Raw genomic sequence first — 26,082 nt, 5'->3', positions numbered from 1 at the left:
GTGGTTAAGAAAACCTTTCCGGGAATTAACTTAAATGAACATGACGCAGGATTTCGCCGAGACCGTCGCGCTCGGGGCCTTGGGCTGGCTCGCGGGCCATGATGATCTGTTGCCGGTTTTCCTCGGGGCCACGGGGGCCTCGGAGGACGATTTGCGCGCGCGTGCCGCCGATCCCGAGTTCCTGGGCGCGGTGCTTGATTTCCTGGCGATGGACGACGCATGGGTCACGGCGTTCTGTGACGCGCAAGGTTTGGGTTATGACGTGCCGATGCGCGCGCGCGCGGCCCTGCCCGGCGGGGCGGAGATGAACTGGACATGAGCCGCGCCGACGCAATCCTGTTCGACAAGGACGGCACGCTCTTCGATTTCCACGCCACGTGGAGCACGTGGGCGGGGCAGGTGATCCGCGACCTTGCAGGTGGCGAGGCAGTGGCGATGGCGCGGTTGGCCGAGGCCGCGCATTACGACCTGGCGGCGGCGCGATTCTTGCCGACAAGCCCGATTATCGCAGGTACCAACCGCGAGGCCGCAGAATGCCTGGCCGGGGCGCTGCACGACAGGGACGTGGACAAGATCGAGATCCACCTGATGCTGAGCGCCGCCGAGGCGCCGCTGGCCCCTGCCGTGCCTCTGGCCCCTTACCTCGACGGGTTGCGCGCCCGCGGGCTGCGGCTGGGCGTGGTGACCAACGATACCGAGTATGGCGCGCGCGCGCATCTGGGCACCGTAGGGGTGCTGGAGCGGTTCGATTTCATCGCGGGCTTTGATTCCGGTCACGGGGCCAAGCCCGCGCCAGGGCCGCTCCTGGCCTTCGCGCGGGCAGTCTCGGTCGCGCCCGGCCGGGTGGTAATGGTGGGCGATAGCACCCATGACCTGATCGCGGGCCGCGCGGCGGGGATGGTATGCGTGGGCGTGCTGACCGGCACGGCCGTGGAGGCCGACCTTGCCCCGTTCGCCGACGCGGTGCTGCCAGATATCGGCCACCTGCCGGAGTGGCTTCTGGCATGACGCGACACCCGCTGTTTGGCCTGTTTCTCGCCACCTTCGGCGCGCTGGTGCTCACGCCCGACGCGCTATTCATGCGGCTGTCGGGCATGGGCGGCTATCAGATGGTGGGCTGGCGCGGCCTCTTGATGGGGGCGGTGATGGTGGCCCTCTGGGCGCTGACGTCGCGCCGCCGGGGCCGCGACCTGGCGCTTGTGGCGACCGGTTTCGGCCTTGCCATCGTGGCCTGCCAGTATGTCAACGCAACGCTGTTCAGCCTCGGCATCGCGCACGCGCCGGTGGCGGTGATGCTCTTGGCGGTGGCGACGGTGCCGGTCTTTGCCGCGCTGTTCGCCCGGATCATCATCGGCGAGCCGACGCGCCGCGCGACATGGGTGACGATCGTGGTGGTGCTGGGTGGCATCGCGCTGGCGGTGTTCGGCGGCGAGGGGGCGGTGACGCTGACCTCCGACGCGCTGTTGGGGGCGATTGCGGGGCTCGGGGTGGCGATGGTGCTGGCGCTGAATTTCGTGATTCTGCGGGCGCGCCCCGACCTGCCGATCCCGCTGTTGATCGGGCTGGGCGCGGCGCTCGCGGGCGTGACGGGCACCGCGATCACCGGGCCTGTGGCGATGACCGACGGTGTGGTCTGGGCGATCGCGGTTTGCGGGCTGGTGATCCTGCCGGTGTCGTTCTTCTCGCTCTCGCTTGCCTCGCGCTACACTCACGCCTCGAACGTAAGCCTTCTGCTGCTGCTGGAGACGGTGCTCGGCCCGCTCTGGGTGTGGCTGGGCGTGGGGGAGGAGCCCACGCCCATGATGCTGGCGGGGGGCGCGGTGGTGGTGGTGAGCCTCGCCGTCTATCTCTGGCACACGGGCCGCCGACGGATGGCCGTCGCCTGAAAGAGTGAAAACGACAGGTTTCGTCGCAAAGCGGCATGTGGGCTGTGCGCGCGCGGTGTTTCGTTATGGAAGACGAGCACCGGGAGGGCGCGAAGATGGCCGAGGATCTCAAACGCAGGAAGCGCGGTGGCGGCCGCGCGGGCAATGCCGCGCGGCGCGGCGGCGCGGTGATCGAGCAGATGCCGTGGAACCCGCCGTTGAACATCGACCGGCCGACCGAGCCGCTCGGACCCGAGGGCGTGAAGGCGATCCATGACGGTGCGATGCGCATTCTCGAAGAGATCGGGATCGAGTTTCTCAACCCCGAGGCGGTGAAGATCCTGCGCGCCTCGGGTGGCTGCAAGATCAATGGCGAGAACGTCCGCATGGGCCGCGATTTCGTGATGGAGATGATCGGGAAAGCGCCGGAGAGCTGGACCATCACGCCGCGAAACCCCGACCGGCGGTTGACCATCGGTGGCAATCACCTGAACTTCGGCAACGTCTCCTCGCCGCCGAGTTACTGGGACATGAAGATCGGGCGCAAGGTGACGGGCACCCGCGAGATGTGCCAGAACCTGTTGAAACTCAGCCAGTATTTCAACTGCATCCATTTCGTCGGCGGCTACCCGGTGGAGCCGCAGGACATCCACGCGAGCGTCCGGCACCTCGACGTGCTCTATGACAAGCTGACGCTGACCGACAAGGTGGCGCATGCCTATTGCCTCGGGAAAGAGCGGGTCGAGGATGTGATGGAGATGGTGCGCATCGCGGGCGGCCTCAGCCACGAGGAATTCGAGGCCAGCCCGCACATGTATACCAACATCAACTCCACCTCGCCGTTGAAGCACGACTACCCGATGCTCGACGGCTGGATGCGGCTGGCGCGGCGCGGGCAGGGGCTGGTGGTGACGCCCTTTACCCTGGCCGGGGCGATGGCGCCGGTGACGATGGCGGGAGCGGTGGCGCAATCGCTGGCGGAGGCGCTGTGCGCGGTGGTTCTGGCGCAGGTGATCCGGCCCGGCGCGCCCTGTGCGATTGGCACGTTTACCTCCAACGTGGACATGAAATCCGGCGCGCCCGCGTTCGGGACGCCGGAATACATGCGTGCGACGCAGATGACCGGGCAACTGGCGCGGTTCTACAAGCTGCCGATGCGGGCCTCGGGCGTTTGCGCGGCCAACGTGCCCGACGGGCAGGCGATATGGGAGACCTCCAACAGCCTGTGGTCGGCGGTGCAGGCGGGGGCCAACATGGTCTATCACGCGGCTGGATGGCTGGAGGGGGGGTTGATCGCGTCCCCTGAGAAATTCGTCATGGATTGCGAGATTTTGCAGCATATCCAGCGGTATATGGACCCGATGCTAACCGCCACGGGGCCGGACGAGATCGCCATCGACGCGATCCGCGAGGTCGGCGGACAGGGCCACTTCTTTGGCATCCAGCACACGCAGGACCGCTATACCACGGCCTTTTACGCGCCGTTCCTGAGCGACTGGCGCAATTACGAGGCGTGGGAGGCGGCGGGGGGCGTATGGACGACCGCGCGCGCGCACCAGGTGTTCCAGGACATCATCGCGGGCTTCGAGGCGCCGCCGATGGACGAGGGTATCCGCGAGGAACTGGCGGCCTTCGTGGAACGGCGCAAGGCCGAGGGCGGGGCACCGACGGATTTCTGAGGAGGGGGTGAAAGTGGCGTCGGTAACACGTCGGTATTGCGTCGGTATTCCGGCGGTGCGTGGGGGCCGGTCGGGGGACGGGTACTTGGGCCAAGAAGAAGGGAGCAGATCGGGGCGTCTGCCTGTCGCGGTGCGGATCGGTGAAAAAGGGGCAACCGCCCCGGAAGGCGTGCCCCTGACGGCAAGAGGCTCCTGACGGTTTTTCGGGAGACTTGGGCCGCTTTACTATATGCACCTTTTCGGCGCGCACCGATCCAAGAGGGCAAGTCCTGCTGTGAGTAGCGGTCTATCATTAGAAAGCGCAAAAACGTCGGAACCGATGGGTAAGCAAGCTCCTAGTTCGATTACTTTACCAAAAGCTGGCGCGTAAGAACCTCGACCATCTTTTGAGCCTCAGACTCATCAAGTCGCCCGTGATTCAGTAGGAACTCTGCGACGTCTCTATTCGAGTAACGACCGGTCAGTACATCGTCGCGCAAAATCAACTTGATGCGCGCAAACTTGGCAGCATTGTCATGGCAAATAACGCACTTGTTTCTGAACAGGGCGCCAGAATCGTGAATAAACTCGAACTGCTCAATCAGAACGTCGATTTCTTCGTCTGATAGCTTGCCGTGACCTGCCTCCAGAAAATCACGGACAAGGCGATCCGAAATTTTTCCAACAAGGCCGATATTAGTTATGGCCAACTTCTCAGCGACAAACTCTCCGGCATGCGGCGCGTGACAAGCTGCGCAGTTCTGTTCGTATACAAAATGCGGGTCAAGCTGCTGGGCGTTCACGCAAACTGCCCAAAACACAGCGCCGACTGATAGACCAATTTTTTTGAAGTGTTTCATTTTCCGAGCATCCTTGGGGTGCAAGAAACCGCGCACATTCAGGATACATGCTTCCGTCGTGATCACACTTGACCAGAGTCAATCTGCTGGCCGATCAACCTTGATTTGTTGAGGTTTTAAGAATCTACTAATTCCCGCCTGAAGCAGCTTGTTCGATTGTTTCTAAGCTTGCTACGCATTGCTGCCGTGGGTGCAAGTTGAAGCATCCGGCAAAATGGGCCCTCGACATCCTCGGCCTCATGGCTTCGCCATGATGCGCACAGGGCCGGGGATCAGCCCGCCGCCGTCCCATCCAGCCACCTCCGGCACGCCGCGTCCACGGCGCGGTGCAGCAGAAGGGTGAACACCGCCAGCACGATGAGGGCGGCGAACATGAGGTCGATCTTGGCGCGGCCATTGGCCAGCAGCATGAGGTAGCCAAGCCCCTTGGAGGCCCCCACCCATTCGCCGATGATCGCCCCGATGGGGGCGTAGACGGCGGCGAGGCGCAGGCCGGAGGCAAAGCCCGGCAGCGCGGCGGGCACGCGGATATGCCACATCAACCGCGCGGGCGAGCCCCCCATCACGCGCCCGAGGTCGAGCCAGGGCTGCGGGGTGCGCATCAGCGCGTCGAAAAACGACGAGGTGACCGGGAAGTAGATGATCAGCAGCGCCATGGCGATCTTGGACCACAGCCCGTAGCCCAGCCACAGCGTCAGGATGGGGGCGAGGGCGAAGACCGGGATCGCCTGGGAGAACACCATCATCGGGCGGATCAGCCCGCGTGCGAGCGGCGAGGCGGCGAGGCCGATGGCCGAGAGCCCGCCCAATATCGCCCCCAGCGCCAGCCCGATCAGCACCTCGGCGATGGTGACGCCCGCGTGCCCGGCGATCAGCGCGCGGCTGTGCCACAGCGCCTCGGCCACGCGGCCCGGCCCCGGCAGGATGAAGGGCGGCAGACCCGTGAGCGTGACAAGCGCCTGCCACAGCGCGAGCGCCAGCGCGGTGGAGGCGGCGATGGGGATGAGCCTGCTCATGCCGCCGCACCCTGCTCGCGCAGCCGGGCGAGCAGGCGGCCCTGCACTTCGAGCGTCCCGGCATCGTCCACGGGCCGGGGCACGGGCGCCGCGGGGGGCGCGACAGTCTCGAGCCCGTCCGCCCCGAGGATGTGGATGGCATGGCCGAGGCGGGCGGCCTCGCCCGGGTCATGGGTGACGAGCAGCACCGTGCGCCCCGAGAGGTGCCGTGCGCCCAGCTCCTGCATCTGCGCGCGGGTGCCCGCGTCGAGCGCCGAAAACGGCTCGTCGAGCAGCACGAGGGGGCGGTCCTCCATCAGCGTGCGCGCGAGCGCAACGCGCTGCCGCTGCCCGCCGGAGAGGGCGTGGGGCCGTTTGTGCGCGTGCTCTGACAGCCCGGTGCGGGCGAGGATGTCACGGGTGCGGGCGGGATCGGCGCGGGTGCCGCGCAGCCGCGCGCCGAGGGTGACATTGCCGGTCACGTCGAGCCAGGGCAAGAGATCGGCCCCCTGCGCCATGAGCGCCACGCGCCCGGTGACCGGCGCGCCGTCGGAGGCGGTGATGGTCCCGTCGAAGCGCGTCACCTCGTCGGTCCCCGCGACCAGCCGCAGGAGCGTGGTCTTGCCGATGCCGGAGGGGCCGAGAAGGCAGGTGATCCGCCCCGCCGCCGCCTCGAGCCGAAGCGGACCGAAGAGCGGCGCGCCGCCGATCGTGGCGGTGCCGTCGATGAGGAGTGCGGGCGGCGTGGCGGCTTGCATGGCCGGTCCTTTGGTTGGGCGGGGGACAGGGCAGGCCGCTTGAGCGCGTCTCCGTTCCCTCCGCCGGTGCGAGCCGGGTCAGGTTCGATGGGTTGGCGCAGCCTCTCAGCCCCTTGCAGGGCACCCCAACGGATGGCGGCGGTGGTAGCAGGCCCCCGGTGCGCTGACAAGCGGCGCGCGTTCAGGGAATGTTAAACTCTGGTTGCCAGACTGCGCGCACCGGCAAGGAGAGGGCCATGAACGGGCTGATCAACCGCGCGATCGCGTGTTTCGTCAGGGACAGCTACGGCGTTCCCGTGTGGGAAGAGGTGATGGCGCGCCTCGGGATCGACGAGTCCGCGTTCGAGCCGCTGATGCCGTGCGAGCCGGGGGTGACGGCGCGCCTGGTCGAGGCGGTCGCGGCACGGTTTTCACGGTCGTCCGCCGACCTGCTGGAGGATCTCGGCACCTATCTCGTGGCGCAGCCCCGGTCCGAGGCGATCCGGCGGCTGTTGCGCTTCGGCGGGGTGGACTTCGCCGAGTTCCTCGAATCGCTCGAGGACCTGCCCGACCGGGCGCGGCTCGCCATGTCCGAGCTCGACCTGCCCGCCATCAGCCTTTACATGCAGGGCGCGGGGGTGTTTCTCGTGGAGATGGCGCGCGCAGATGGCGCGGGGCTGCGATTTGGGCCGGTTCTGCTGGGCATGCTGCGCGCGATGGCCGACGATTACGGGGCGCTGGTGCTGCTCGATTATCGCGGCTGCGACGCCACGCGTGAGATCATCGAGGTGCACCTGCTCGACGCGGCCTTTGCCGACGGGCGGGACTTTGACCTCGCCAGCGGGCGGGCCGCGCCATGAGCGGCGCGGCTGCGCAGATGCAAGCCTTGGCGCAGGTGGCGATGCTTGACCGGTTCTGTCCCATGCACGTGGTCATCGGCCCGACCGGCCATGTCATCGGCGGCGGGCCGACGCTGGCCAAGATCGTGGCGCCCGAGAAGATGATCGGCCGGCGGTTTCTCGAATTGTTCGAGCTGACCCGGCCGCGGGCTGTGCAGGACGTTGCCGCGCTGCGCGCGCTAGACGGGGCGCGGCTGCGCCTGCGGCTGCGGTCGCGCCCGCGCTATGCGCTCAAGGGGCAGCTTTGCCTGCTGGCGCCCGAGGATGCGGGCGGAGCCGGGGGCGCGATGGTGGTCAACCTCGCCTTCGGCATCTCGGTGGTCGACGCGGTGCGCGATTTCGGCCTCAGCGGCGCAGATTTCGCGGTGACCGATCTGGCGACCGAGATGCTTTACCTGCTCGAGGCCAAGACCCTGGCGATGGAGGAATCGCGCAGGCTCAACCGCCGCCTCGAAGGGGCACGGCGCGCCGCGCAGGAAGAGGCGCTGACCGATACGCTCACGGGATTGCGCAACCGGCGCGCCTTCGACGCGCTGCTGGCACAGGCGGTCCAGGAGGGCGGGGCGTTCGCGCTGCTGCATCTCGATCTCGATTTCTTCAAGCAGGTCAACGATACCCACGGCCATGCGGCGGGCGACCTCGTGCTGCGCGTGGCGGCGCGGCGAATGCTGTCGGTGGTGCGCGCCCGCGACGTGATCGCGCGCGTGGGCGGCGACGAGTTCGTGCTGTTGCTGCCCGGTATCGACGCCACCGGCGCGGTCGATACCGTCGCCCGGCGGCTCGTCGCGGCGCTGGAGGAGCCGGTGAGCGACGGCACGCTGACCTGTCGTATCTCGGCCAGCATCGGCGCGACGCTCTGCCGTGATGGCCCGGGCCGCGCGCCCGGTGAAATCATGGATGCCGCCGACCGCGCACTATACGCGGCAAAGGCTGCCGGGCGCGGCTGTCACAGGCTCCACATCGCGCAGGACGCGGCGCCGCCGGGCGGCGAGCCGATGCCGCCAGGGTTGCAAGACGCCGGGGATGCGGACGGTGGCCAGTGCGCCGGGACCGCCCGCTCTGCCGGGGCGGATCGGAAGGTCGGGATATGCCAGGACGCCGATACCGGACCGCGGGCCGGGGGTGCCGTGGACGCGGTGTCCGGTGGCGACGGCGTGGCCCCGGGGGACGTGGACGGCGCTTGGCAGGCTGCGGGCGCTCACGGGGCGGCGATGCGTTCCAGGTAGGCCCAGACATCGCGCGCCTTGTTCGCGTCGCGCAGCCTGTAGGCCATCTTGCCGCGCGCTTCAGGGTCGTCGAGATAGCCGCGCAGGAAGGCGGTGGCGTCGCGCACGTAGACCACGAAATCGGCTTCGTTCCAGCGCAGCCCGCGCTGCCCGGCCTCGGTCATGGAGGGAGAATAGTGAAAGCCCGGCACGCTACCCGCATGGCGCCCGATCACGCCGTAGAGATTGGGCCCGGTGCGCCCGCCGCGCACGAGCGCCGAGCCGGTCTCGTCGATGACGGAATGACAGGCGGTGCACGCCCGGAACAGGCGCTCGCCGCGTTCGGGATCGGCGGCATGGGCCGGCAGGGCGAAGCCCAGGGCGGCGAAAAGGATCATCTTTCGAGAAAATTGCATCGCGCGCGGCCTCCGGACGGTTTCTTCTCCCCACATGTCCAAGATGGCACGGCAGATGGCGCAAGCAATGCGCCAACCCCGGGCTTCACGCGCTTGTCAGCATCCGTCATCGGGGCGTGTGCACGAACAGGACGGTAAGGTTGTGATCAACCACAAGATGTAGGGAGGGGCCGATCAGAGCGCGGGAAGCCGATACATTCCCGCGCTCGAGAAGCCGAGCGCACAGCCATCGGCGATCTCGTCGGCAAAACGCTCGGCGATCACCCGCAGCGCCGCCTGCCGCCCCCTGGTCACCAGTGCGCGGCGCGGTGGCAGCGACGGGGTGGAACCCGGCCCGATCAACGCCTGCGACCAGATCAGCGGGTGCAGCTCGTGCAGGTGCTGCGCGACCAGCCAGTCGAGGCAGGCATGGATCGTGGCGCGCGCCCTCTCTTGCGCGGCGGGCAGTCGCGCCGCGCCGGTGCGCGGGGCCATCGTGAGGCCGCAAAAGGCGGCGATCTCGTTGATGATGTGCTGGTCGGGGGCCTGCACGGCGATGGCGTGCAGCCCGTCGACGAAGAACTCCGCGTCGACGGTGCCGAGACCGTCGGGCTCGATCGCGAGCGCGTCGAACCAGACCCAGGTATAAGCCCCCGCCCCGTGGTGCGCGCCGGTTTGCGCGGCCATGCGCCTTGCCTCCAGCTCAAGCTCTGCGAAGGTGCCGAAGCGCGAGGGCAGCAGCGCCTCGCCAAGCGCGCGCAGGTGCCGCGCGCTGCCCGGGTCGAGCGCGATGAGCCGGGCATAATCGTCTGCCACGCGCCGCCGGGGCGCCGGGCGCGCGGCGAGCAGGGCGCATTGCGCCGCCGCCAGCGAGGGGGCGTCGTGGGTCTCGGCGTCGAAGGGGCCGAGCAGGTCCTCGGCGCGCCGGAAGTGGTCGAGGAAATGTGCCTCTCGGTCCGGCGTGGCGGTGCCTTTCGCGGTGCACATGCGCCACGCCCGGCCGATATCCATATGCGTGAGCGCGATCACGAGTGCGATGGGATAGCTGTCGGGATGATCGGCACGGACCTGTTCGAGCGCGTCGAGCCCGGCGGGGTCGGGCGTGCGCGCGTCGTGAACCGCGTCCCCGGCGGCGGCCACCGCATCGGCGCGCGCGCCTTCGGCCAGCAGCCCCGCCGCCGCCTCGCCGCCCGGCGTGTGCAATCGCGCGGCGTCCGCTTTTGCGATTCGCTCGGCAAGCCGCGCCCAGTCTTCCTGGCGGGCAAGGCGCTGGCCCGCGTCGTGAAAGTGAATGCGAGCATGTTCCTCGTCGCTGATAGGGAGCGTGGGCAGCAGGATGCGCCGCGCGAGGCTGTCGATATCGGCGCGCGGTCGCGCGAGACCGAGCCGCCGCAGCAGCCGTGCGAACGCGGGCGCCCGTGCCGGTTTGCGCCGCTCGGTGCGCCGGGGGCTTTCAGACGGGGCGATCGGGTCGAATATCATGGCATCTCCGGCGAGCTGGATCGGACACAGCCTGCCGGGCCATTTCGGCCAAATCTGGGCACGCCTTGGGTGAAGGCGGGGAATTGCCGACGCGCCGCGCGGCGGCTGGTCAGGCCTCGCGAATGCGGCCCAGCATCTCGGCGGTGTCGCGGCTGAGCCCCGGTGCAGCGAGGATGCGGTCGATCTGCGCGAGAATCATGTCCTGCCGCGCCGCGTCGTAGCGCCGCCATGTCTCAAAGGCCGCGCACATGCGCGCCGTTGTCTGGGGGTTGAGCGGGTCAAGCGCGATGAGCATGTCCGCCATCAGCCGGTAGCCGCGCCCCGAAACATGGTGAAACCCGGCGGGAAATCCGGCCAGCGCGCCCAGCACCGCGCGAAAGCGGTTGGGGTTGCGGATGGTGAAATCGGGATGTTCGGTGAGCCGCGCGGCGGTCTCGGCGGCCTCGGCGGGATCGGCGTTGAGGATCTGCATCCCGAACCACTTGTCGAGCACCAGCCGGTCGTGCCGCCATTGCCGGTAGAAGGCGTCCGACACCTCTGTGCCCTTGCCCGCGCGCATCAGGCAGGCGAGCGCCGCGAGTTGCTGGGTCATGTTGTCCGCCGCGTCGTATTGCACCAGCGCCCGCGCGCCCCCATCGCGCCGCGTGATGAGGCCGAGCACGGCGTTGGCCAGCGCCCGCGCGCCGGCCTGATCGGGGTCGGGGCGGTAAGGGGCACTGACCTGGTGCGCCGTGTAGAGCGCGTCGAGCGTGCCCTGCATGGCGTCGGCGCGGGTGATGTCGAGCGCCTCGCGCGCCTCCCAGATGGCCTGCGGGTCGGGCGTGTCGCCCGCCTCGGACAGAGCCTGCGCCAGTTCGTCCTCGCCCGGCAGGCCGAGGGCGAGGGCGCGGAAGGCCGGGTCGAGCGCCTCGTCGCGCAGCATGGTGTGCACCGCGTCGAGATAGGCCGGGTCGGGGGCCGCGCCGTCGCGGATCATGGCCATCAGCGTCTCGCGCGCCAGTGCGCGCCCGGCCTCCCACTTGTTGAAGGGGTCGGTGTCGTGGGCGAGCAGGAAGGCGCGTTCGGCATTGGTGGTCTCGCGCTCGACGATCACGGGGGCCGAGAAATCGCGCAGCACCGAGGGCACCGGCCGGGCCGCGAGCCCGTCGAAGGAAAAGCTCTGCTGGGCCTCGGTCATCTCGAGAATTCGGGTGGGTTCCACCTCGTCGCCATTGGGGCCAAGCAGGCCGACGGCGATGGGAATGACGCGGGGGGATTTGTCGGGCTGGCCCGGTGTGGGCGGCGTGTTTTGCTCGAAGTGCAGGGTGTAGGTGCCGTTCTCGAAGCTGTCGGTGACGCGCAGGCGCGGCGTGCCCGCCTGTGCATACCAACGCTTGAACTGGGTGAAGTCGCGGCCGGTCGCATCCTCGAACACCTGAAGCCAATCCTCGATGGTGCAGGCCTGACCGTCATGGCGGGTGAAGTAGAGATCGAGGGCCTTGTAATAGTCTTCGTCGCCCACAAGCCGCTTGAGCATACCGATGAGCTCTGCCCCCTTCTCATAGACGGTCGCGGTGTAGAAGTTGTTGATCTCGATGAAGCTTTCGGGTCGGACGGGGTGGGCGAGGGGGCCTGCATCCTCGCGGAACTGGCGCGCGCGGAGCGCGATCACGTCGGAGATGCGCTTGACCGGGGCCGAGCGCATGTCGGCGGTGAACTGGCTGTCGCGATAGACGGTCAGCCCCTCCTTGAGGCAAAGCTGAAACCAGTCGCGGCAGGTGATGCGGTTGCCCGTCCAGTTGTGGAAATACTCATGCGCGATGATTGCCTCGATCCGCTCGAAATTGGCATCCGTGGCGGTCTCGGGGCTGGCCAGCACGCAGGAGGAGTTGAAGATGTTGAGCCCCTTGTTCTCCATCGCGCCCATGTTGAAATCGTCCACCGCGACGATGTTGAACAGGTCGAGATCGTATTCGCGGCCATAGACCTCCTCGTCCCATGTCATGGATTTCTTGAGCGCCTCCATGCCGAAGGCGCATTTGTCCTCGTCGCCGGGGCGCACCCAGATGTTGAGACCGACCTCGCGGCCAGAGCGGGTGGTGAAGCGGTCGGGATGCGCCACGAGATCCCCCGCCACCAGCGCGAAGAGATAGGCAGGTTTAGGCCACGGATCGTGCCATTCCGCCCAGCCGTCGCCCTGCGCCACCGGGTTGCCGTTGGACAGCATGACCGGCATGTCGCCCTCGATGCGCACGGTAAAGACGCCCATCACGTCGGGGCGATCGGGGTAATAGGTGATCTTGCGAAAACCCTCGGCCTCGCACTGGGTGCAGAACATCCCGTTCGAGAGATACAGCCCCTCAAGCGCGGTGTTGGCCGCCGGGTCGATCTCGACCTCGGCCTCGAAGGTGAAGGGCGCGTCGGGGACATCGGCGGTGAGGCCGGTTTCCGTCACCTCGGGCGCGATGGCCGCACCGTCTATGCGGGCACCGATCAGGCGCAGGTTCTCGCCATGCAGAAAGAACGTGCGCGATACGGCCCCAGGGTTGGGGCGGAACGCTATCTTGCTGACAACGCGTGTTTTTTCTGGATCGAGGTGAAAGGTCAGGTGCACCGCGTCCACGAGATAGGCGGGTGGCGTGTAATCCCTCAGATAGATGGGCTGGGGTGCGGCGTCCTTCATCCGGTCTCTCCTGCAAGCGTCGGCGCGACCCTAGGCGGATCGGAGAGGGGCTGCAACGGGGCGTTCCCCCGGCGCGGGCGGGCGGTGACGGCGCAGCGGGGCGCGGTGTGGACGACGCGACCGGGGCCCGCCGGGATGCGGATGGCGGGGGATCCGGCCACGCCGCCCACGCGCGCATCATGGCGGGAAAAAATGAGCAAACCGTCAACCACCCTGCGCAAATCCGCGTCATCGCACGGGCACCTGTGCGCGGAGTGCCCTTTCGTTATTTCGTTTCGCGCTATACCTTGATTTATATCGTGCAGCAGAGCCACCAAGAAGGACTACCATGGCGCGCCCCGTCGTCGGCATCATCGGCAACAGCTACGAGATCAACGACCGCTACCCGGCCCATGCCGGAGGCACGATCAACTCGGCCGCCGTGGCCGAAGTGGCCGGTTGCGTGCCGCTCATCATTCCGAGCGATCCGCGCTTCGTCTCGGTGGCCGAGCTGATGGAGGTGTGCGATGGGTTCCTGCTGACCGGCGGGCGGCCCAACGTCCATCCCGAGGAATACGGCGAGACACCGACCGAGGCGCATGGCGCGTTCGACCGCGCGCGCGACGCGATCAGCCTGCCGCTGGTGCGCGCCTGCGTGGCGCGGGGGCAGCCGTTCCTGGGCATTTGCCGTGGTTTCCAGGAGGTCAACGTCGCGATGGGTGGCACTCTGCACCCCGAGATCCGCGAGCTGCCGGGGCGCGACAATCACCGCATGCCGCCCGAGGGCACCATGGAAGAGCAGTTCGCCCTGCGCCACAAGGTGCGGTTTCAGCCCGGCGGCGTGTTTCACCGGCTGATGGGGGCCGAGGAAGTGATGACCAACACGCTGCACGGGCAGGGCGTGATCGCCGCCGGGCGCGATATCGTGATCGACGGCTGGGCGCATGACGACACGCCCGAGGCGCTCTATGTGCGCGGTGCGCCGGGCTTTACCCTGTCGGTGCAGTGGCACCCGGAGTGGAATGCGGCCAACGACCCGGTCAGCCGCCCGCTGTTTACCGCCTTCGGCGATGCGGTGCGGGATTGGGCGGCGAAGGCGGGCACGCCGCTGCGGCAGATGGCCTGAGCGTCAGGCGCGCGGTCAGGCGGCGTAGCCGGCGAGGCGTTCGCGCAGCAGGGTCGCCTCGCGGGCGCGCAGGCAGGGGCGCGCGGTTTCACGGTGGCGCGACGCGGTGCTGCGCAGTTCCGGGAAGATCGCGAACAGTTCCTCGCGCGCGGCGGTGTCCACGGCCGAAAGTGCCGCGTCGCCGGCAAAGAAGCTCTCGGTGGCAAAGCCCTCGGCATAGATCACCTCGTGGCGGTCGAACATCAGGTGGATGTAGGTGACCGCCTTGCAAGGCGCGATGCAGGCATCGGTGCCGCCCAACAGATGCTTGGCGGCGACCAGCACCTCGTCGCAGCCGAACAGCAGCTCGGCATGGTAGCCGGTGACGAGCAGGCGGTGTTGCGGCGATACCAGTAACCCGCCCGTCCCGGTGCCGAAGATCGCAGGGCCCACGCGCACGGGCGCGAAGGCTCCTCGGCCTGGCACGGTGCGCTGCCCCACCCAGCGCACTGGCCGCGGCCCGTGATCGCGGGTGATGACCATGTCACCCGGTCGCAGCGTCTCGACCGGGCGCTCGCCGCGGGGGGTGAGAATGCGCGTGCCGGGCGTGAAGCAGATGATGTTCTCGATCTCGGAGAACGTCACGAGGGTGCCATCGGGCAGGGTGAAATTGCCCGACAGCCCGCCCGCGTCATCGTCTTCGTTGGTGAAGGTGATGTCGCCCTGTCCCACGTCCGGTGTGAGGATCAGCGTATCGCCGTCGGTCTCGTCGCCCTCGCCGCCGGTGATGTCGATGGCGCCGCTCTCGCCCTCGACCTCGGCGAGGGTGAAGGTGTCGTCGCCCTCGCCGCCCTCGGCGCTGTCGCCCTGCGCGATGAGAAAGCTGTCGTTGCCCGTGCCGCCGATGAGGGTGTCGGCCCCGGTTCCGCCGTCGATCACGTCATCGCCCGCGCCGCCATCGACGGTATCGTTGCCCGCGCCCGACAGGATGGTGTCATCGCCGCCGCCGCCCTGAACGGAATCGTCGTTGGAGGCGTCGGAATGGTCGAAGGCGTCGATCATGTCGCCCTCGGGATCGCCCGTGTAGTCGGCATCGATCACCTCACCCGCGCCGGTGCCTTCGACGATGAAATCGGGCGGCGTGGTCGTGGTCTCGATGGTGACGAAGCCGGTGGCAGGGGTGCCGTTCTCGTCCACCGTGGAATAGGTAAATGTGTTGGTTCCGATATCGCCGTCCGTGGTGATGGCGATGGTGCCGTCGGCATTCAGCGTGACCTGCTCGCCGGTGGCGAGGGTGACGGTATCGCCGGGGCTGACGGCGGTATTGTCGATATGGGTGACGGTGTGCCCGTCGCCCTGGTCGTTGGCGAGAATGTCGTGGATTTGCGTGGTGTTGGGCCCCTGCGCCAACGTATCAAGCTCGGCGATGTTCATCGTCTGGACCGAGTCGGCCATGATGAGCAGGTTGGAATCGTACACGCCGTCGCCGCCATCGCCGATGGCGATACGGATGTCGTTTTCCTCGCCCGGGTTGACCGGGGCGGTCAGCGAAAGCACCACGGTGGTGCCGTCCATCTCGGTGTTGAACTGATCGCCGGCGTTGTCGCGGTAGAGGTTGGCGTTGGACGTGTCGTTGATCGTGTCGATGGTGATGTCGGTGCTGCCGCCCTGCGCGAGCTCCAACGGGACATAGGCCCCGTTGACCCAGACACCCACCGCGTCGTTGAAGCCCGAGTTGACGTATTCCAGGTATTCCTCGGAGGAGAACACGAACTGCATGGTCAGCGTGTCGCCCTCGGGCACGAAGGTGGCGTCTAGAATGGCGGCATCGAAGATTTGCTGTCCCGAAATCGTTTCGAGCTGGTCATCGCCGCCGCTGTACTGGTCATCGTCGTCGTCATCTTCGCCGTCGCCGCCCCAGTCGGTCGAGGTGTTGGGGGCGGTGTTGGTGTTCAGCGTGCCGGAATCGTTGGTGAAATCCGTGGCGCGCCCGGTCGAGAGGATCACGCCCTCGTCGCCGGGGCTGATCTCGCCCAGGGTGCCGGTGCCGCCTGAATAGGTGCCCGAGGCCCCCCCGGCGCCGCTGTAGCTTGCCGAGACGACGGTGACGCCGTCACCGAACATGGTGTCGGCCATGTCCATCGCGGTGGCGGAGGTGTTGACGTTCAGCTCGCTTGCAATGGGCATGACATCACTTTCCAACTCGGATAACGCGGCCGCGCCGAGAGGCGCCGCAGTCTAGACCGCCGGTTCACTCCAGAGGGTTAACGCCTCCGTTTGGCCTGCATTTGGCGCGGTCGAGGCAATTCGGCGGCGGGGCAGGGATATCGTGTCGGCATCTTGTCGGGATTGCGTCGGTATCCGTGCCACCCGGTCACGCGGCGGGCATCAAGAGCCGCGCCTCGTGGCGGCGCAGGCAGGGGCGCGCGGTGGGACCATAGCTCTCTGGGTGGGAGCGCAATTCGGGAAAGAGCGCGAAGAGCTCTTCGCGTGCGCCCCCGGCGATGGCCGAGAGGCCGATATCGCCGACGTGAAAGCTCTCGGTCGCGGCGCCCTCGGCATAGATCACCTCGTGGCGGTCGAACATCAGGTGGATGTAGGTGACTGCCGCCTGATCGGTCTGCGTCACCGCCTGTCCGTCCACCAAGTGCTTGGCGGCGACCAGAACCTCGTCGCAGCCAAAGAGCAGCTCGGCCTTGTAGCCGGTGAACAGGAACCGGTGCTGTGGCGACACGGTGAGCGGTGCGCACGCCCCGTCGAGCACATGCGCGGCCACGCGGACCGGTGCGAAGCGGCCAGTGCCCGGCACCGTGCGTCGCCCGACCCAGCGCAGCGGCTGCGCCCCGTGATCGCGGGTGATGACCATGTCGCCGGGGCGCAGGCCCTCGACCGGGCACTCGCCCTGTTCGGTGAGGATGCGGGCACCTGGCGTGAAGCAGATGATGTTCTCTATCTCGGAGAAGTTGACCAGGGTGCCGTCGGGCAGGGTGAAATTGCCCGACAGGCCGCCCGCCGCGTCGTCGGTATTGGTGAAGGTGATGTCGTCCTGGCCGACATCGGCGGTCAGTTGCAGCGTGTCGCCATCCGTCTCGCCGCCTTCGCCGCCGGTGATCGAGATCGTGCCGTCGCCGGTTTCCGTCTGGTTGCCGAGAATGAACAGATCATCGCCGTCGCCGCCAAGCAGGGTGTCGTTTTCGCCTGCGACGAGCGTATCGTCGCCGCCGCCCCCGAACAGGAGATCGGCCCCCGCGCCACCGTCGAGGCTGTCATCGCCCGCGACCGTTTCGACCCCGAGGATGAGCGGGCTCTCGTCGAGGCTCGTTTCGGTGCCGCCCGGTGCTGTGACCGTGCCCGACAGCACCTCGCCCCCGGCGTTTTCCCAGACCCGCACCTCGATCGTGTAGGTTTGCCCCGCCTCCAGCGTCACCTCGCCCCAGCGCGTGGTGGGGGCCTGGTGATAGTCGTTGTCGAGGAACGGGCCGTCATTGCCGGTCTGGTTGGTGAAGTCGAGCGGGTCGCCCTGCGAATCCAGGATGCGGAGGGTCGAGCCGTCGTCGGAGGTGGTGGTGAACCGGTAGGTGCCCGCATCGGGCGCGTAGAGCGTCGAGGTGAAGATGACGCCGAAATCGTTGGGATCGCCCTGCCCGGTGGCCGCCTGACCAAGCGCGTCGATATCGAGCGTGTCCTGCGTGCCAGAGCCTGCGAGCGTGCCGTTCTCGATGGTGAAGGCCTGCCCGTTGGCCGAGGAAAAATCCTGCGTGTAGACCTCGTAGGCCCAGCGGGCGCTGGTGCCGTCGCCGTAGAGCTCGTCGTCGCCGCCACCGCCAAGCACGGTGTCATTATCCGCCCCGCCGATCAGCGTATCGCCGCCGTCAAGCCCGTCGACGACATCATCCCCCGCGCCGCCGTCGATGTAATTCGTGGTGGTGCCGCCGTCAAAAACGCCGTCAAAGCCGGTCAACGTGTCGTTGAAATCCGATCCGATGATTCCGTCAATTCCAGAGCCGGTATCGCCCGTTGCATCGCCACCACCATAGGTGCCGGTGCTGAGATCGACATTCACGGCCGCGTCCGAGGCGGAATAATCGACAATATCAAGCGCGGCACCGCCACTAAGGGTATCCGCGCCTGCGCCGCCAATCAGCGTGTCATCGCCGTCCGCGCCAACAAGGCTGTCATCGCCAGCGCCGCCATGGATCGAATCGTTGCCGGTGCCCCCCAACACCGTGTCATCGCCTGCGCCCGCGAACACCGTGTCATTGCCTGCCCGCGCCAGGACAGTGTCATTGCCCCCGCCGACCGAGTCGCCGTCGGCATCCACGTAGCTCGCGTCGATGCTGTCGTTGCCCGCGGTCCCGTCGACCTCGAACCCGGCCTCCACATAGTCGTCGATACTGAACGCCGGATCGCCCGCGGTCACATCGGGATCGGTGTCATGGTCGAGCGTCTCATAGCTTCGGCCGGTGACAAGCGGTGTCTCTGACAGGGTATAGTAGCCGGTCGCGTCGCCGCTGGTGACGCGAAACGTTATGACGTTGAACGTATCACCGGTGACCGTATCGCGCAGGGTCCAGCTTTCTTCGGCATAGATGCCCGCTCCAGTCGAGGTGTCGCCGCCAACCGTGACGTCTGCAGTGGCGCTCTCGCCGCCCGACCCGCTGCTGTCGATGGTCTGGCCTTCGAGGCCCGGCTCGTTGTCGGTGATCGTCGCGGTGCCGGACGGTTTGGCCTCTCCGGTCCAGCTCGCGGTATTGCCGACCGATCCCGACAGGATGAACAACGGGTCGTTGTTGTAGATATTCACCGTGTATGTCGGCACTGGCCTGTTCCTTCCTCATCGCCGCTGGTCTGCGCCAACTGGCTGGACGGGATTTGGGTTGGTTTCCCGTCTTGTTTCCAAAACAGATACAGTGCCGGTGCGGCGGCAATTGGTGCATATTCTGCTCAAATTTAGGCGTATTGTGTCGAATCTGGGATCAGTCGGAGGGCCGGGCAATCAGGTCACGGCGTTGCGTCTGCGATGGGCCGGATCGTCCCAGAGGCCGCCCTGCATCACCTCCGTCAGGATGCGGGTGGCCGCCTGCACCTCCGCCTCGCCGAGATATAGCGGCGTGAATCCGAAGCGCATGATGTCAGGCGCGCGGAAATCGCCGATCACGCCGCGCGCGATCAGCGCCTGCATGGCGGCATAGCCCTCTTTGAATCGGAACGAGACCTGGCTGCCGCGCCGCGACGGATCGCGCGGGCTGGCCAGCGTGAGCATCGGGCAGGCGGCTTCGATGCCGGTGATGAACATCTCGCTGAGCGCAACGGAGCGCGCGCGCAAATCCGCCATATCCACCCTGTCCCAGACATCGAGCGCGGCGTCGAGCGCGGCCATGGCGAGCACCGGTGGCGTGCCCACGCGCATCCGCTCGATGCCAGCGCCCGGGCGGTAGGCAGGCTCGAAGTCAAACGGTGCGTCGTGACCCAGCCAGCCCGAGAGCGCCGGAAAGGCCGTGTCCGCATGGCGCGGGGCGACGTAGATGAAGGCGGGCGCGCCGGGGCCGCCGTTGAGATACTTGTAGGTGCAGCCCACGGCGAAATCCGCGCCTGTCCCTGCCACGTCCACCGGCAGCGCGCCCGCGCTATGCGCCAGATCCCAGACCGTGAGCGCCCCTGCCGCGTGGGCGCGCGCGGTTAGCGCGGCCATGTCGTGGAGCCGCCCGGTGCGGTAATCCACCTCGGTGAGCAGCGTCACGGCGACCTCTTCGGTGATGGCGTCGGCCACCTCTTCGGGGGCGACGACGCGCAGCTCAAGGCCGCGGTCCAGTGCCCGGATCAGCCCCTCGGCCATGTAGAGATCGGACGGGAAATTGCCGCTGTCGGAGAGGATCACGCGACGGCCGGGGCGCAGGTCGAGCGCGGCGGCGAGCGCCTGGTAGACCTTGATTGACAACGTATCACCGAGGACCACGGTACCGGGCGCCGCGCCGATCAGCCGCCCGATCCGGTTGCCCAGGGCGCGCGGTTGCGCCATCCATCCGGCGCGGTTCCAGCCGGTGATGAGCATCTCGCCCCACTCGTCCTGCATCGCCCGTGCCATCCGGGCGCTGGCCGCGCGGGGCAGGGGGCCGAGCGAGTTGCCGTCGAGATAGATCACCCCCTCGGGGAGGTGAAACATGGCGCGGGTTGCCTCGAAATTCGTCATCCCGTGCCCCCTAGACCTGTCCGCCCGCGATTTCGATGCACTGGCCGTTGACGCTGCTCGATCCCGGGCCGCACAGCCATAGCACGGCCTGCGCCACCTCGTCGGGGGCGATCAGGCGGTTGTGGCGATTTGTGGCGATCATGGTGGCGCGGGCGGCATCCTCGGTCACGCCCGCCCGCGCGGCGATCGAGGCCACGTTGCGCGTGACAATCTCGGTATCGACATAGCCGGGGCAGACCGCGTTGAAGGTGAGAGTCGTGCCGAGGTAATCCTCGCTCAAGCTCCGGATGAGGCCGATCAGCCCGTGCTTGGACGCGGTGTAGGCCGACGCGCCCTTGAGCCCCCGCAGTCCGGCGATGGAGGAGACGGCGACGACGCGGCCCCACTCGGCGCGGCGCATGTCGTGCAGACATTCGCGGATCGTCCAGAACGCCCCGTCGAGATTGGTGGCCATGATGCGCCGCCAGAAATCGGTATCGGTCTTGTGGAGCGCGCGACCCTCGGCGATGCCGGCGTTTGGGGTGCAGACCTGCACCGGGCCGCGTGCGGCGACCGCTGCGGCCACGCCCTGGGTGACGCTCGCCTCGTCCGTCACGTCCATGACCTGCGGATGCAGGCGCGGGCCGGCCACAGCGTCGAGCACCTCCGCGCGGCGGCCCGTGATCGTGACCTCGGCCCCTGCATTGGCGAGTGCGCGGGCGATGGCGAGGCCGATGCCCGTGCCGCCGCCGGTGACGAGAGCGTGTTTGCCGTCGAGTGTCATGGAGCCTCCGGTTTGGTTGCGGGCAGCGTAGCGGTGACACGGGGAGGGGGGAAGGGGAAGGTGCGGGTTGGCGGGGGTGGCCTGAAGCGGTCGTTGGGCATTTGGCGATGGTTCGCGCGAGCGCCCGACCGCCGGGTGGGCGCAGTTCGGCCAATGCTGTGCGATTTATGGTGCAAGATACCTCTTATATTTCCGCCACTTGCACCGTTGCAGAAGCGCCCGCCCGATGGGGCGGTCGGGCGCTCGCGCGGCGGCGTGCAAGCACGCCTTGTTCCGCGCGGGGGCAGGAGGCGAATGGCGGCAACAGGCCAGACGCGCCCGCGATCCAAAGCGCCCTCGTCACTCCCGCTGGCACCGGGCGTCACGCGGTTTTTGACATCCCCGCCATCCCGTGCATGGTGCCATTGACACCTGTCCCGGAGAACCGCGCGAATGCTGAAATGGATCGACATGCCCCCCGTCTGGCTCGTGGGCTTTCTCGTGCTGGCGTGGGCACAGGCGATGTGGGCACCGATGGACCTGAGCCTCGGCGGCGGATGGGTGGATTTCGCGGGCGGCTTGCTGGTGGGCGGCGGCGTGCTGCTGATCGCGCTGGCGGCGATGGAGTTCCGCAAGCACAAGACCACCATCGTGCCGCACGAGACGCCCGAGCGGCTGATACAGTCGGGCATATTCAAACGATCGCGCAACCCGATCTACCTGGGCGACGCGCTGATCCTCGCGGGATTCATCCTTCGCTGGGACGCGGTGCTGGCGCTGCCGCTGATCCCGGTTTTCGTCTGGGTGATCGAGCGACGATTCGTGATCCCCGAAGAGAACCGGATGCGCCGCACGTTCCGGGCCGATTTTGCCCGCTATTGCGAAAAAACCCGGCGTTGGCTGTAGCGCCTGCGGCAAACTTGATATCGCAAGTCGCAAAATAGTGTGAAATAACCGCTTTCGTGAAAACCGACCCGGCACCGGATGACCGGCGGCCATCGACAGACAGGATCTGCCAGAGGGGGACAGGAAACGTGAAGATCGGAACGCCAAAGGAGGTGATGGAGGGTGAGAACCGCGTCGCGATGACGCCGGACTCTGCGCTTCAGCTTCAGAAACTGGGATATGACTGCGCGATCGAGACCGGCGCGGGCGAGCGCGCGGGTTTCTCGGATGCCGCCTACGAGGAGGCCGGGGTCGAGATCATCAAGACCGCCGCCGCGCTGTGGAAGGCGAGCGACGTGATCGCCAAGGTGCGCGTGCCCACCGAGACCGAGCTGAAAAGGCTGCGCGAGGGGTTGACGCTGATTTCGTTCTTCAACCCCGGCGGTAACGAGGCCGGGCTGGAAACCGCCGCCAAGAAGGGCGCCACCGTCATCGCGATGGAGATGGTGCCGCGCATCAGCCGCGCGCAGAAGATGGACGCGCTGAGCTCGATGGCCAATATCGCGGGCTACCGCGCGGTGATCGAAGCGGGCAACAATTTCGGCCGCTTCTTTACCGGGCAAATCACGGCGGCGGGCAAGGTGCCCCCGGCCAAGGTGCTTGTTGTGGGCGCGGGCGTGGCGGGGCTGGCCGCCATCGGCACGGCCACCAGCCTCGGCGCGATCACCTATGCGTTCGATGTGAGGCCGGAAGTGGCCGAGCAGGTGGAATCGATGGGCGCCGAGTTCGTCTATCTCGATTTCGAGGAAGAACAGCAGGACGGATCGGCCTCGGGCGGCTATGCCTCGGTGTCGAGCCCGGAATTCCGCGAGGCGCAGCTTGCCAAGTTCCGCGAATTGGCGCCGGAGGTGGATATCGTGATCACCACCGCGCTTATTCCCAACCGCGAGGCGCCGGAGCTGTGGACCGAGGACATGGTGAAATCCATGAAGCGCGGCTCGGTGATCGTCGATCTGGCCGCCGAGAAGGGCGGCAACTGCAAGCTCACCGTCGCCGACGACAAGATCGTGACGGAAAACGGTGTGACCATCATCGGTTATACCGATTTCCCGAGCCGGATGGCGACGCAGGCCAGCACGCTCTATGCCACCAACATCCGCCACATGATGACCGACCTGACCCCCGAGAAGGACGGGCAGGCCGTGCATGACATGGAGGATGACGTGATCCGTGGCTCCACCGTGACGCACAAGGGCGAGATCACCTGGCCGCCGCCACCGCCCAAGGTGGCCGCGATTGCCGCTGCGCCCGCGAAGGAAAAGCCAAAGGAACTGACCGCCGAAGAAAAACGCGCGCAGGAGATCGCGGCGTTCAAGGCGCAGACCAAGAGGCAGGTGACGCTGCTGGCCATCGGGGGCGCGCTGGTGCTTGGCGTCGGCCTCGTGGCGCCGGCGAGCTTCATGCAGCATTTCATTGTGTTCCTGCTGGCGGTGTTCGTGGGCTTCCAGGTGATCTGGAATGTCAGCCACAGCCTGCACACGCCGCTGATGGCCGTCACGAACGCGATTTCGTCGATCATCATCCTCGGCGCACTGATACAGATCGGGTCGAGCTCGATCTTCATCACAATCCTCGCCGCGCTTGCGGTGTTCATGGCCGCGATCAACATCTTCGGCGGCTTTCTCGTGACACGGCGGATGCTCGCCATGTTCCAGAAATCATAAGGCGGAGGGGATCATGGATTTCGGATTCACGATAGCGGCCTATGCGGTCGCGGCGGTTCTCTTCATCCTCAGCCTTGGAGGATTGAGCGGACAGGAAAGCGCCAAGCGCGCCATCTGGTACGGGATCGCGGGCATGACCATCGCCGTCTTGGCGACGATGGTCGGTCCGGGGCAGGGGCTGTGGCTCTTGTCGGTGGTGCTGATCGCCGGTGGCGCGGCGGTGGGGTATCAGCTCGCCACGCGGGTTCAGATGACGCAGATGCCCGAGCTGGTGGCGATCATGCACAGCCTCGTGGGCCTTGCGGCGGTGTTCGTGGGGTTCAACGCCGATCTCGAGCTGGGGCGCGTGGCGCAGGCGTTTGCCGACCAAGGGCTCGCCTTTCCCAGGTCCGAGGAGATCAGCGCGGAGGCCGCGGCCTTTGCCAAGCAGTTCACCGGCTTTGCCGCCATCCTCGCCAAGAAGACGGCAGTGGAGGTGAATATCCTCAAGGTCGAGCTGATGCTCGGCATCTGGATCGGTGCGGTCACGTTCACCGGATCGGTGATCGCCTATGGCAAGCTCGCGGGCAAGGTGGACGGTGCCGCCAAGAAGCTGCCGGGCGGTCACGTTCTCAACGCCGGTGCGGCGGCGTTGTCGCTGCTGTGCGCGGCGATGTATCTGGGCGGCGCGGGCGTATGGACGCTGGTGCTGCTGACGCTCCTGGCGTTCTTTATCGGCTATCACCTGATCATGGGGATCGGCGGGGCCGACATGCCGGTGGTCGTCTCGATGCTCAACAGCTATTCGGGCTGGGCGGCGGCGGCGATCGGCTTCAGCCTTGGCAATGACCTGCTGATCGTCGTGGGCGCGCTGGTCGGCTCTTCCGGTGCGATCCTGAGCTACATCATGTGCAAGGCGATGAACCGGCAGTTTGTCAGCGTCATCCTCGGGGGCTTTGGCGGATCGCAGGGCCCTGCGGCGGAGATCGAGGGCGAGCAGGTTGCCATCGACGCGGACGGTGTGGCGCAGGCATTGAACGAGGCCGACAGCGTGATCATCGTGCCGGGCTATGGCATGGCGGTGGCGCAGGCGCAGGGGGCGGTTTCGGACCTCACCTCCAAGCTGCGGGCAAAGGGCAAGACCGTGCGCTTTGCCATCCATCCGGTGGCAGGCCGCCTGCCGGGGCACATGAACGTGCTGCTGGCAGAGGCCAAGGTGCCCTACGACATCGTCATGGAGATGGACGAGATCAACGAGGACTTCCCCGACACGGATGTGGCGATCGTCATTGGCTCCAACGACATCGTCAACCCGGCGGCGCAGGACGACCCCAACAGCCCGATTGCGGGCATGCCAGTGCTGGAGGTGTGGAAGGCCAAGCAGGTCTTCGTCTCCAAGCGCGGGCAAGGCACCGGCTATTCCGGCATCGAGAATCCGCTGTTTTTCAAGGAGAACACGCGGATGTTCTACGGCGATGCCAAGGCCAGCGTGACGAGCCTGCTGCCGAAGATCGAGTGAGGGCCTTTACAGGTCTGCGTTAGCGGAGGCGCGGCCTGCGGGTCGCGCCTCTTTTCATGGCGCGCGGTCTCTCAGCGCAAGGCCCGCGTGAGCATGCGCCAGGGCCGCCCGTCGATCGCGGCAAGCCCGGCACCGATCAGCGCCATTCCCATCATGTGCCGCAGGAGCAGCACCTCACCCAGGATGAGCGTGCCCAGCAGGATGGCACTGGCCGGGACAAGGAAGGTGACCAGAAGCAGGTTGGTCGCCCCCGCCGTCGCGAGGATGCGGAAGTAGAGCGTGTAGGCCAGCGCGGTCGACAGGGTGGCCACCCCGATCAGTGCGCCGATGGCTGCGATGCCGGGGGGCGCAAGGCCCCACGGGCGATCGACGATCAGCGCGAGCGGCAGCAGGATCAGGCTCGACGCGATGACCTGTCCGGTCGCGGTGGCCATCGGGCTGACCCCCATGCCGCGGAAGCGTCGCCCGAATATCCCCGCCAGCGCGTAAGAGACGGCAGCCATCAGGCACAGGAGTTGCGCGGCCACATGCACACCAAGATCGCGCAGTGCCCCCATTCCGATCATCACCGCCACCCCCGCGAAGCCGATCAGCACACCGGAGATCTTGCCGCCGGTCATGCGTTCGTCGCGGGTCAGGACATGGGCCAGCAAAACGGTGAAGAGTGGTGTCGCGGCATTCAGGATCGAGGCCACGCCCGAGGCGATATGCTGTTGCCCCCAGACGATCAGCGAAAAGGGAAGCGCGTTGTTCATCAGCCCCATGCAGGCGAAGGCGACCCAGATGCGCCGCCCGCGCGGCAGGCGCTCGCCACGCAGTCGCAGAATCGCCATCAGGATGAGGGCGGCAAGGGCCACGCGGCCCACGACGACGCTCAGCACCGGCAGGTCGCGCACCGCCACCTCGTTAAAGAAGAAGGACCCGCCCCAGACCGTGGCAAGTGCCAGAAGCATACCCCATTCGAGTGCGCTCATGGGGCGCTGTGACGGTGGTGCGGTCGGTGCCGATGCGTCTGAAATGCTCATGACGCCAGATGTGCCCCACAGGGAGCGGGGCTGACGACCCGTTTCCTGCGGATTTCGCGTACGCGGCGCATGACGCATTCGCCTTTGGCGCGGCGCGGGTTTTGGAGTATTTTCACCAAGAAGAAGCCCGAAGCCTGTGCGGTATACGGTTGTGTTCCGCTAAATCATTGGGTTTT

General features: G+C 67.1%; 21 protein-coding genes and 1 riboswitch. Of the genes, 10 read left to right on the top strand and 11 right to left on the bottom strand.

All coding sequences use genetic code 11. From position 1 onward, the window contains the following. Positions 1 to 34 precede the first annotated feature (34 nt). The 4 genes from C6W92_RS10515 to C6W92_RS10500 all read left to right on the top strand — a co-directional run bounded on the left by C6W92_RS10515 (position 35) and on the right by C6W92_RS10500 (position 3,544). Positions 35 to 319, top strand: coding sequence for a DUF3572 domain-containing protein (locus tag C6W92_RS10515; RefSeq protein ID WP_129432920.1), 285 nt, complete (start codon positions 35 to 37; stop codon positions 317 to 319). After that, entirely contained in the window at positions 316 to 1,008 is a 693-nt protein-coding gene (locus tag C6W92_RS10510) for an HAD family hydrolase (protein ID WP_129432919.1), read from the top strand. The genes C6W92_RS10515 and C6W92_RS10510 overlap by 4 nt, the downstream gene beginning before the upstream one ends. Beyond that, positions 1,005 to 1,886 carry a DMT family transporter gene (locus C6W92_RS10505; protein ID WP_129432918.1) on the top strand — a complete coding sequence of 294 codons (882 nt, stop codon included), beginning with the start codon at positions 1,005 to 1,007 and terminating at the stop codon, positions 1,884 to 1,886. Before C6W92_RS10510 ends, C6W92_RS10505 begins: the two co-directional genes overlap by 4 nt. Positions 1,887 to 1,981: 95 nt before the next feature. Further along, positions 1,982 to 3,544, top strand: a complete 1,563-nt coding sequence (locus C6W92_RS10500) for a trimethylamine methyltransferase family protein (protein WP_129432917.1) — start codon at positions 1,982 to 1,984, stop codon at positions 3,542 to 3,544. Positions 3,545 to 3,888: 344 nt separating this feature from the next. On the opposite strand, the gene C6W92_RS10495 is transcribed toward C6W92_RS10500, so the two are convergent. The 3 genes from C6W92_RS10495 to C6W92_RS10485 form a co-directional block, all read right to left on the bottom strand. Next, complete coding sequence (locus tag C6W92_RS10495) at positions 3,889 to 4,383, bottom strand: cytochrome c (protein WP_129432916.1); 495 nt, start codon at positions 4,381 to 4,383, stop codon at positions 3,889 to 3,891. A 272-nt stretch (positions 4,384 to 4,655) separates the two neighbouring features. Continuing rightward, complete coding sequence (locus C6W92_RS10490; protein WP_129432915.1) at positions 4,656 to 5,399, bottom strand: ABC transporter permease; 744 nt, start codon at positions 5,397 to 5,399, stop codon at positions 4,656 to 4,658. Beyond that, on the bottom strand, positions 5,396 to 6,136 hold the full coding sequence (locus C6W92_RS10485) for an ATP-binding cassette domain-containing protein (protein ID WP_129432914.1): 741 nt from the start codon (positions 6,134 to 6,136) through the stop codon (positions 5,396 to 5,398). Before C6W92_RS10485 ends, C6W92_RS10490 begins: the two co-directional genes overlap by 4 nt. A gap of 38 nt (positions 6,137 to 6,174) precedes the next feature. Further along, positions 6,175 to 6,274: riboswitch (TPP riboswitch) on the bottom strand. A gap of 98 nt (positions 6,275 to 6,372) precedes the next feature. Between C6W92_RS10485 and C6W92_RS10480 the strand changes: the two genes are divergently transcribed. Then, on the top strand, positions 6,373 to 6,975 hold the full coding sequence (locus C6W92_RS10480; protein WP_129432913.1) for a heme NO-binding domain-containing protein: 603 nt from the start codon (positions 6,373 to 6,375) through the stop codon (positions 6,973 to 6,975). Next, complete coding sequence (locus C6W92_RS10475) at positions 6,972 to 8,240, top strand: diguanylate cyclase (protein WP_129432912.1); 1,269 nt, start codon at positions 6,972 to 6,974, stop codon at positions 8,238 to 8,240. Before C6W92_RS10480 ends, C6W92_RS10475 begins: the two co-directional genes overlap by 4 nt. Here the strand turns inward: C6W92_RS10475 and C6W92_RS10470 are convergent. From C6W92_RS10470 to pepN, 3 genes are all read right to left on the bottom strand, one after another. Then, positions 8,213 to 8,617: a c-type cytochrome gene (locus tag C6W92_RS10470; RefSeq protein WP_241691132.1), complete on the bottom strand. Its 405-nt coding sequence runs from the start codon at positions 8,615 to 8,617 to the stop codon at positions 8,213 to 8,215. The genes C6W92_RS10475 and C6W92_RS10470 overlap by 28 nt on opposite strands. A gap of 192 nt (positions 8,618 to 8,809) precedes the next feature. Further along, positions 8,810 to 10,096, bottom strand: coding sequence for a hypothetical protein (locus C6W92_RS10465; RefSeq protein ID WP_129432910.1), 1,287 nt, complete (start codon positions 10,094 to 10,096; stop codon positions 8,810 to 8,812). 109 nt (positions 10,097 to 10,205) lie between these two features. Then, the gene (pepN, locus tag C6W92_RS10460) at positions 10,206 to 12,758 is read right to left on the bottom strand and encodes an aminopeptidase N (protein WP_129432909.1); all 2,553 of its coding nucleotides are present in this window, start codon (positions 12,756 to 12,758) and stop codon (positions 10,206 to 10,208) included. A gap of 328 nt (positions 12,759 to 13,086) precedes the next feature. On the opposite strand from pepN, the gene C6W92_RS10455 reads away from it, so the two are divergent. Next, entirely contained in the window at positions 13,087 to 13,863 is a 777-nt protein-coding gene (locus C6W92_RS10455) for a gamma-glutamyl-gamma-aminobutyrate hydrolase family protein (protein WP_129432908.1), read from the top strand. A 15-nt stretch (positions 13,864 to 13,878) separates the two neighbouring features. Here C6W92_RS10455 and C6W92_RS10450 read toward each other — a convergent pair whose 3' ends face one another. The 4 genes from C6W92_RS10450 to C6W92_RS10435 form a co-directional block, all read right to left on the bottom strand. Further along, on the bottom strand, positions 13,879 to 16,029 hold the full coding sequence (locus C6W92_RS10450) for a choice-of-anchor L domain-containing protein (RefSeq protein ID WP_129432907.1): 2,151 nt from the start codon (positions 16,027 to 16,029) through the stop codon (positions 13,879 to 13,881). A 187-nt stretch (positions 16,030 to 16,216) separates the two neighbouring features. Further along, the gene (locus C6W92_RS18155; RefSeq protein ID WP_277815901.1) at positions 16,217 to 18,661 is read right to left on the bottom strand and encodes a Hint domain-containing protein; all 2,445 of its coding nucleotides are present in this window, start codon (positions 18,659 to 18,661) and stop codon (positions 16,217 to 16,219) included. A gap of 177 nt (positions 18,662 to 18,838) precedes the next feature. Beyond that, on the bottom strand, positions 18,839 to 20,032 hold the full coding sequence (gene kynU / locus C6W92_RS10440; RefSeq protein WP_129432906.1) for a kynureninase: 1,194 nt from the start codon (positions 20,030 to 20,032) through the stop codon (positions 18,839 to 18,841). 10 nt (positions 20,033 to 20,042) lie between these two features. After that, positions 20,043 to 20,795, bottom strand: a complete 753-nt coding sequence (locus C6W92_RS10435) for an SDR family oxidoreductase (protein WP_129432905.1) — start codon at positions 20,793 to 20,795, stop codon at positions 20,043 to 20,045. A 432-nt stretch (positions 20,796 to 21,227) separates the two neighbouring features. Between C6W92_RS10435 and C6W92_RS10430 the strand changes: the two genes are divergently transcribed. The 3 genes from C6W92_RS10430 to C6W92_RS10420 all read left to right on the top strand — a co-directional run bounded on the left by C6W92_RS10430 (position 21,228) and on the right by C6W92_RS10420 (position 24,881). After that, positions 21,228 to 21,680, top strand: a complete 453-nt coding sequence (locus C6W92_RS10430) for an isoprenylcysteine carboxylmethyltransferase family protein (RefSeq protein ID WP_241691131.1) — start codon at positions 21,228 to 21,230, stop codon at positions 21,678 to 21,680. 128 nt (positions 21,681 to 21,808) lie between these two features. Continuing rightward, entirely contained in the window at positions 21,809 to 23,383 is a 1,575-nt protein-coding gene (locus C6W92_RS10425; RefSeq protein ID WP_129432904.1) for a Re/Si-specific NAD(P)(+) transhydrogenase subunit alpha, read from the top strand. 13 nt (positions 23,384 to 23,396) lie between these two features. After that, positions 23,397 to 24,881 (top strand): NAD(P)(+) transhydrogenase (Re/Si-specific) subunit beta, encoded by a 1,485-nt coding sequence (locus tag C6W92_RS10420; protein ID WP_129432903.1) that lies wholly within the window; start codon positions 23,397 to 23,399, stop codon positions 24,879 to 24,881. A gap of 71 nt (positions 24,882 to 24,952) precedes the next feature. On the opposite strand, the gene C6W92_RS10415 is transcribed toward C6W92_RS10420, so the two are convergent. Beyond that, entirely contained in the window at positions 24,953 to 25,855 is a 903-nt protein-coding gene (locus C6W92_RS10415) for a DMT family transporter (protein ID WP_129432902.1), read from the bottom strand. Positions 25,856 to 26,082: the final 227 nt, after the last annotated feature.

The organism is Roseovarius sp. A46 (genome assembly GCF_004126395.1).
GTDB classification, from domain to species: domain Bacteria; phylum Pseudomonadota; class Alphaproteobacteria; order Rhodobacterales; family Rhodobacteraceae; genus Roseovarius; species Roseovarius nitratireducens.
Note: the sequence above shows the minus strand (reverse complement) of the source record. Positions and strands in the feature narration are given on the sequence as shown.

Excerpts from the sequence above, each read along its gene's own strand:
- C6W92_RS10515 (WP_129432920.1), top strand. The coding sequence starts at position 35 with ATGAACATGACGCAGGATTTCGCCGAGACCGTCGCGCTCGGGGCCTTG.
- C6W92_RS10510 (WP_129432919.1), top strand. The coding sequence starts at position 316 with ATGAGCCGCGCCGACGCAATCCTGTTCGACAAGGACGGCACGCTCTTC.
- C6W92_RS10505 (WP_129432918.1), top strand. The coding sequence starts at position 1,005 with ATGACGCGACACCCGCTGTTTGGCCTGTTTCTCGCCACCTTCGGCGCG.
- C6W92_RS10500 (WP_129432917.1), top strand. The coding sequence starts at position 1,982 with ATGGCCGAGGATCTCAAACGCAGGAAGCGCGGTGGCGGCCGCGCGGGC.
- C6W92_RS10495 (WP_129432916.1), bottom strand. The coding sequence starts at position 4,383 with ATGAAACACTTCAAAAAAATTGGTCTATCAGTCGGCGCTGTGTTTTGG.
- C6W92_RS10490 (WP_129432915.1), bottom strand. The coding sequence starts at position 5,399 with ATGAGCAGGCTCATCCCCATCGCCGCCTCCACCGCGCTGGCGCTCGCG.
- C6W92_RS10485 (WP_129432914.1), bottom strand. The coding sequence starts at position 6,136 with ATGCAAGCCGCCACGCCGCCCGCACTCCTCATCGACGGCACCGCCACG.
- C6W92_RS10480 (WP_129432913.1), top strand. The coding sequence starts at position 6,373 with ATGAACGGGCTGATCAACCGCGCGATCGCGTGTTTCGTCAGGGACAGC.
- C6W92_RS10475 (WP_129432912.1), top strand. The coding sequence starts at position 6,972 with ATGAGCGGCGCGGCTGCGCAGATGCAAGCCTTGGCGCAGGTGGCGATG.
- C6W92_RS10470 (WP_241691132.1), bottom strand. The coding sequence starts at position 8,617 with ATGATCCTTTTCGCCGCCCTGGGCTTCGCCCTGCCGGCCCATGCCGCC.
- C6W92_RS10465 (WP_129432910.1), bottom strand. The coding sequence starts at position 10,096 with ATGATATTCGACCCGATCGCCCCGTCTGAAAGCCCCCGGCGCACCGAG.
- pepN (WP_129432909.1), bottom strand. The coding sequence starts at position 12,758 with ATGAAGGACGCCGCACCCCAGCCCATCTATCTGAGGGATTACACGCCA.
- C6W92_RS10455 (WP_129432908.1), top strand. The coding sequence starts at position 13,087 with ATGGCGCGCCCCGTCGTCGGCATCATCGGCAACAGCTACGAGATCAAC.
- C6W92_RS10450 (WP_129432907.1), bottom strand. The coding sequence starts at position 16,029 with ATGCCCATTGCAAGCGAGCTGAACGTCAACACCTCCGCCACCGCGATG.
- kynU (WP_129432906.1), bottom strand. The coding sequence starts at position 20,032 with ATGACGAATTTCGAGGCAACCCGCGCCATGTTTCACCTCCCCGAGGGG.
- C6W92_RS10435 (WP_129432905.1), bottom strand. The coding sequence starts at position 20,795 with ATGACACTCGACGGCAAACACGCTCTCGTCACCGGCGGCGGCACGGGC.
- C6W92_RS10430 (WP_241691131.1), top strand. The coding sequence starts at position 21,228 with ATGCTGAAATGGATCGACATGCCCCCCGTCTGGCTCGTGGGCTTTCTC.
- C6W92_RS10420 (WP_129432903.1), top strand. The coding sequence starts at position 23,397 with ATGGATTTCGGATTCACGATAGCGGCCTATGCGGTCGCGGCGGTTCTC.
- C6W92_RS10415 (WP_129432902.1), bottom strand. The coding sequence starts at position 25,855 with ATGAGCGCACTCGAATGGGGTATGCTTCTGGCACTTGCCACGGTCTGG.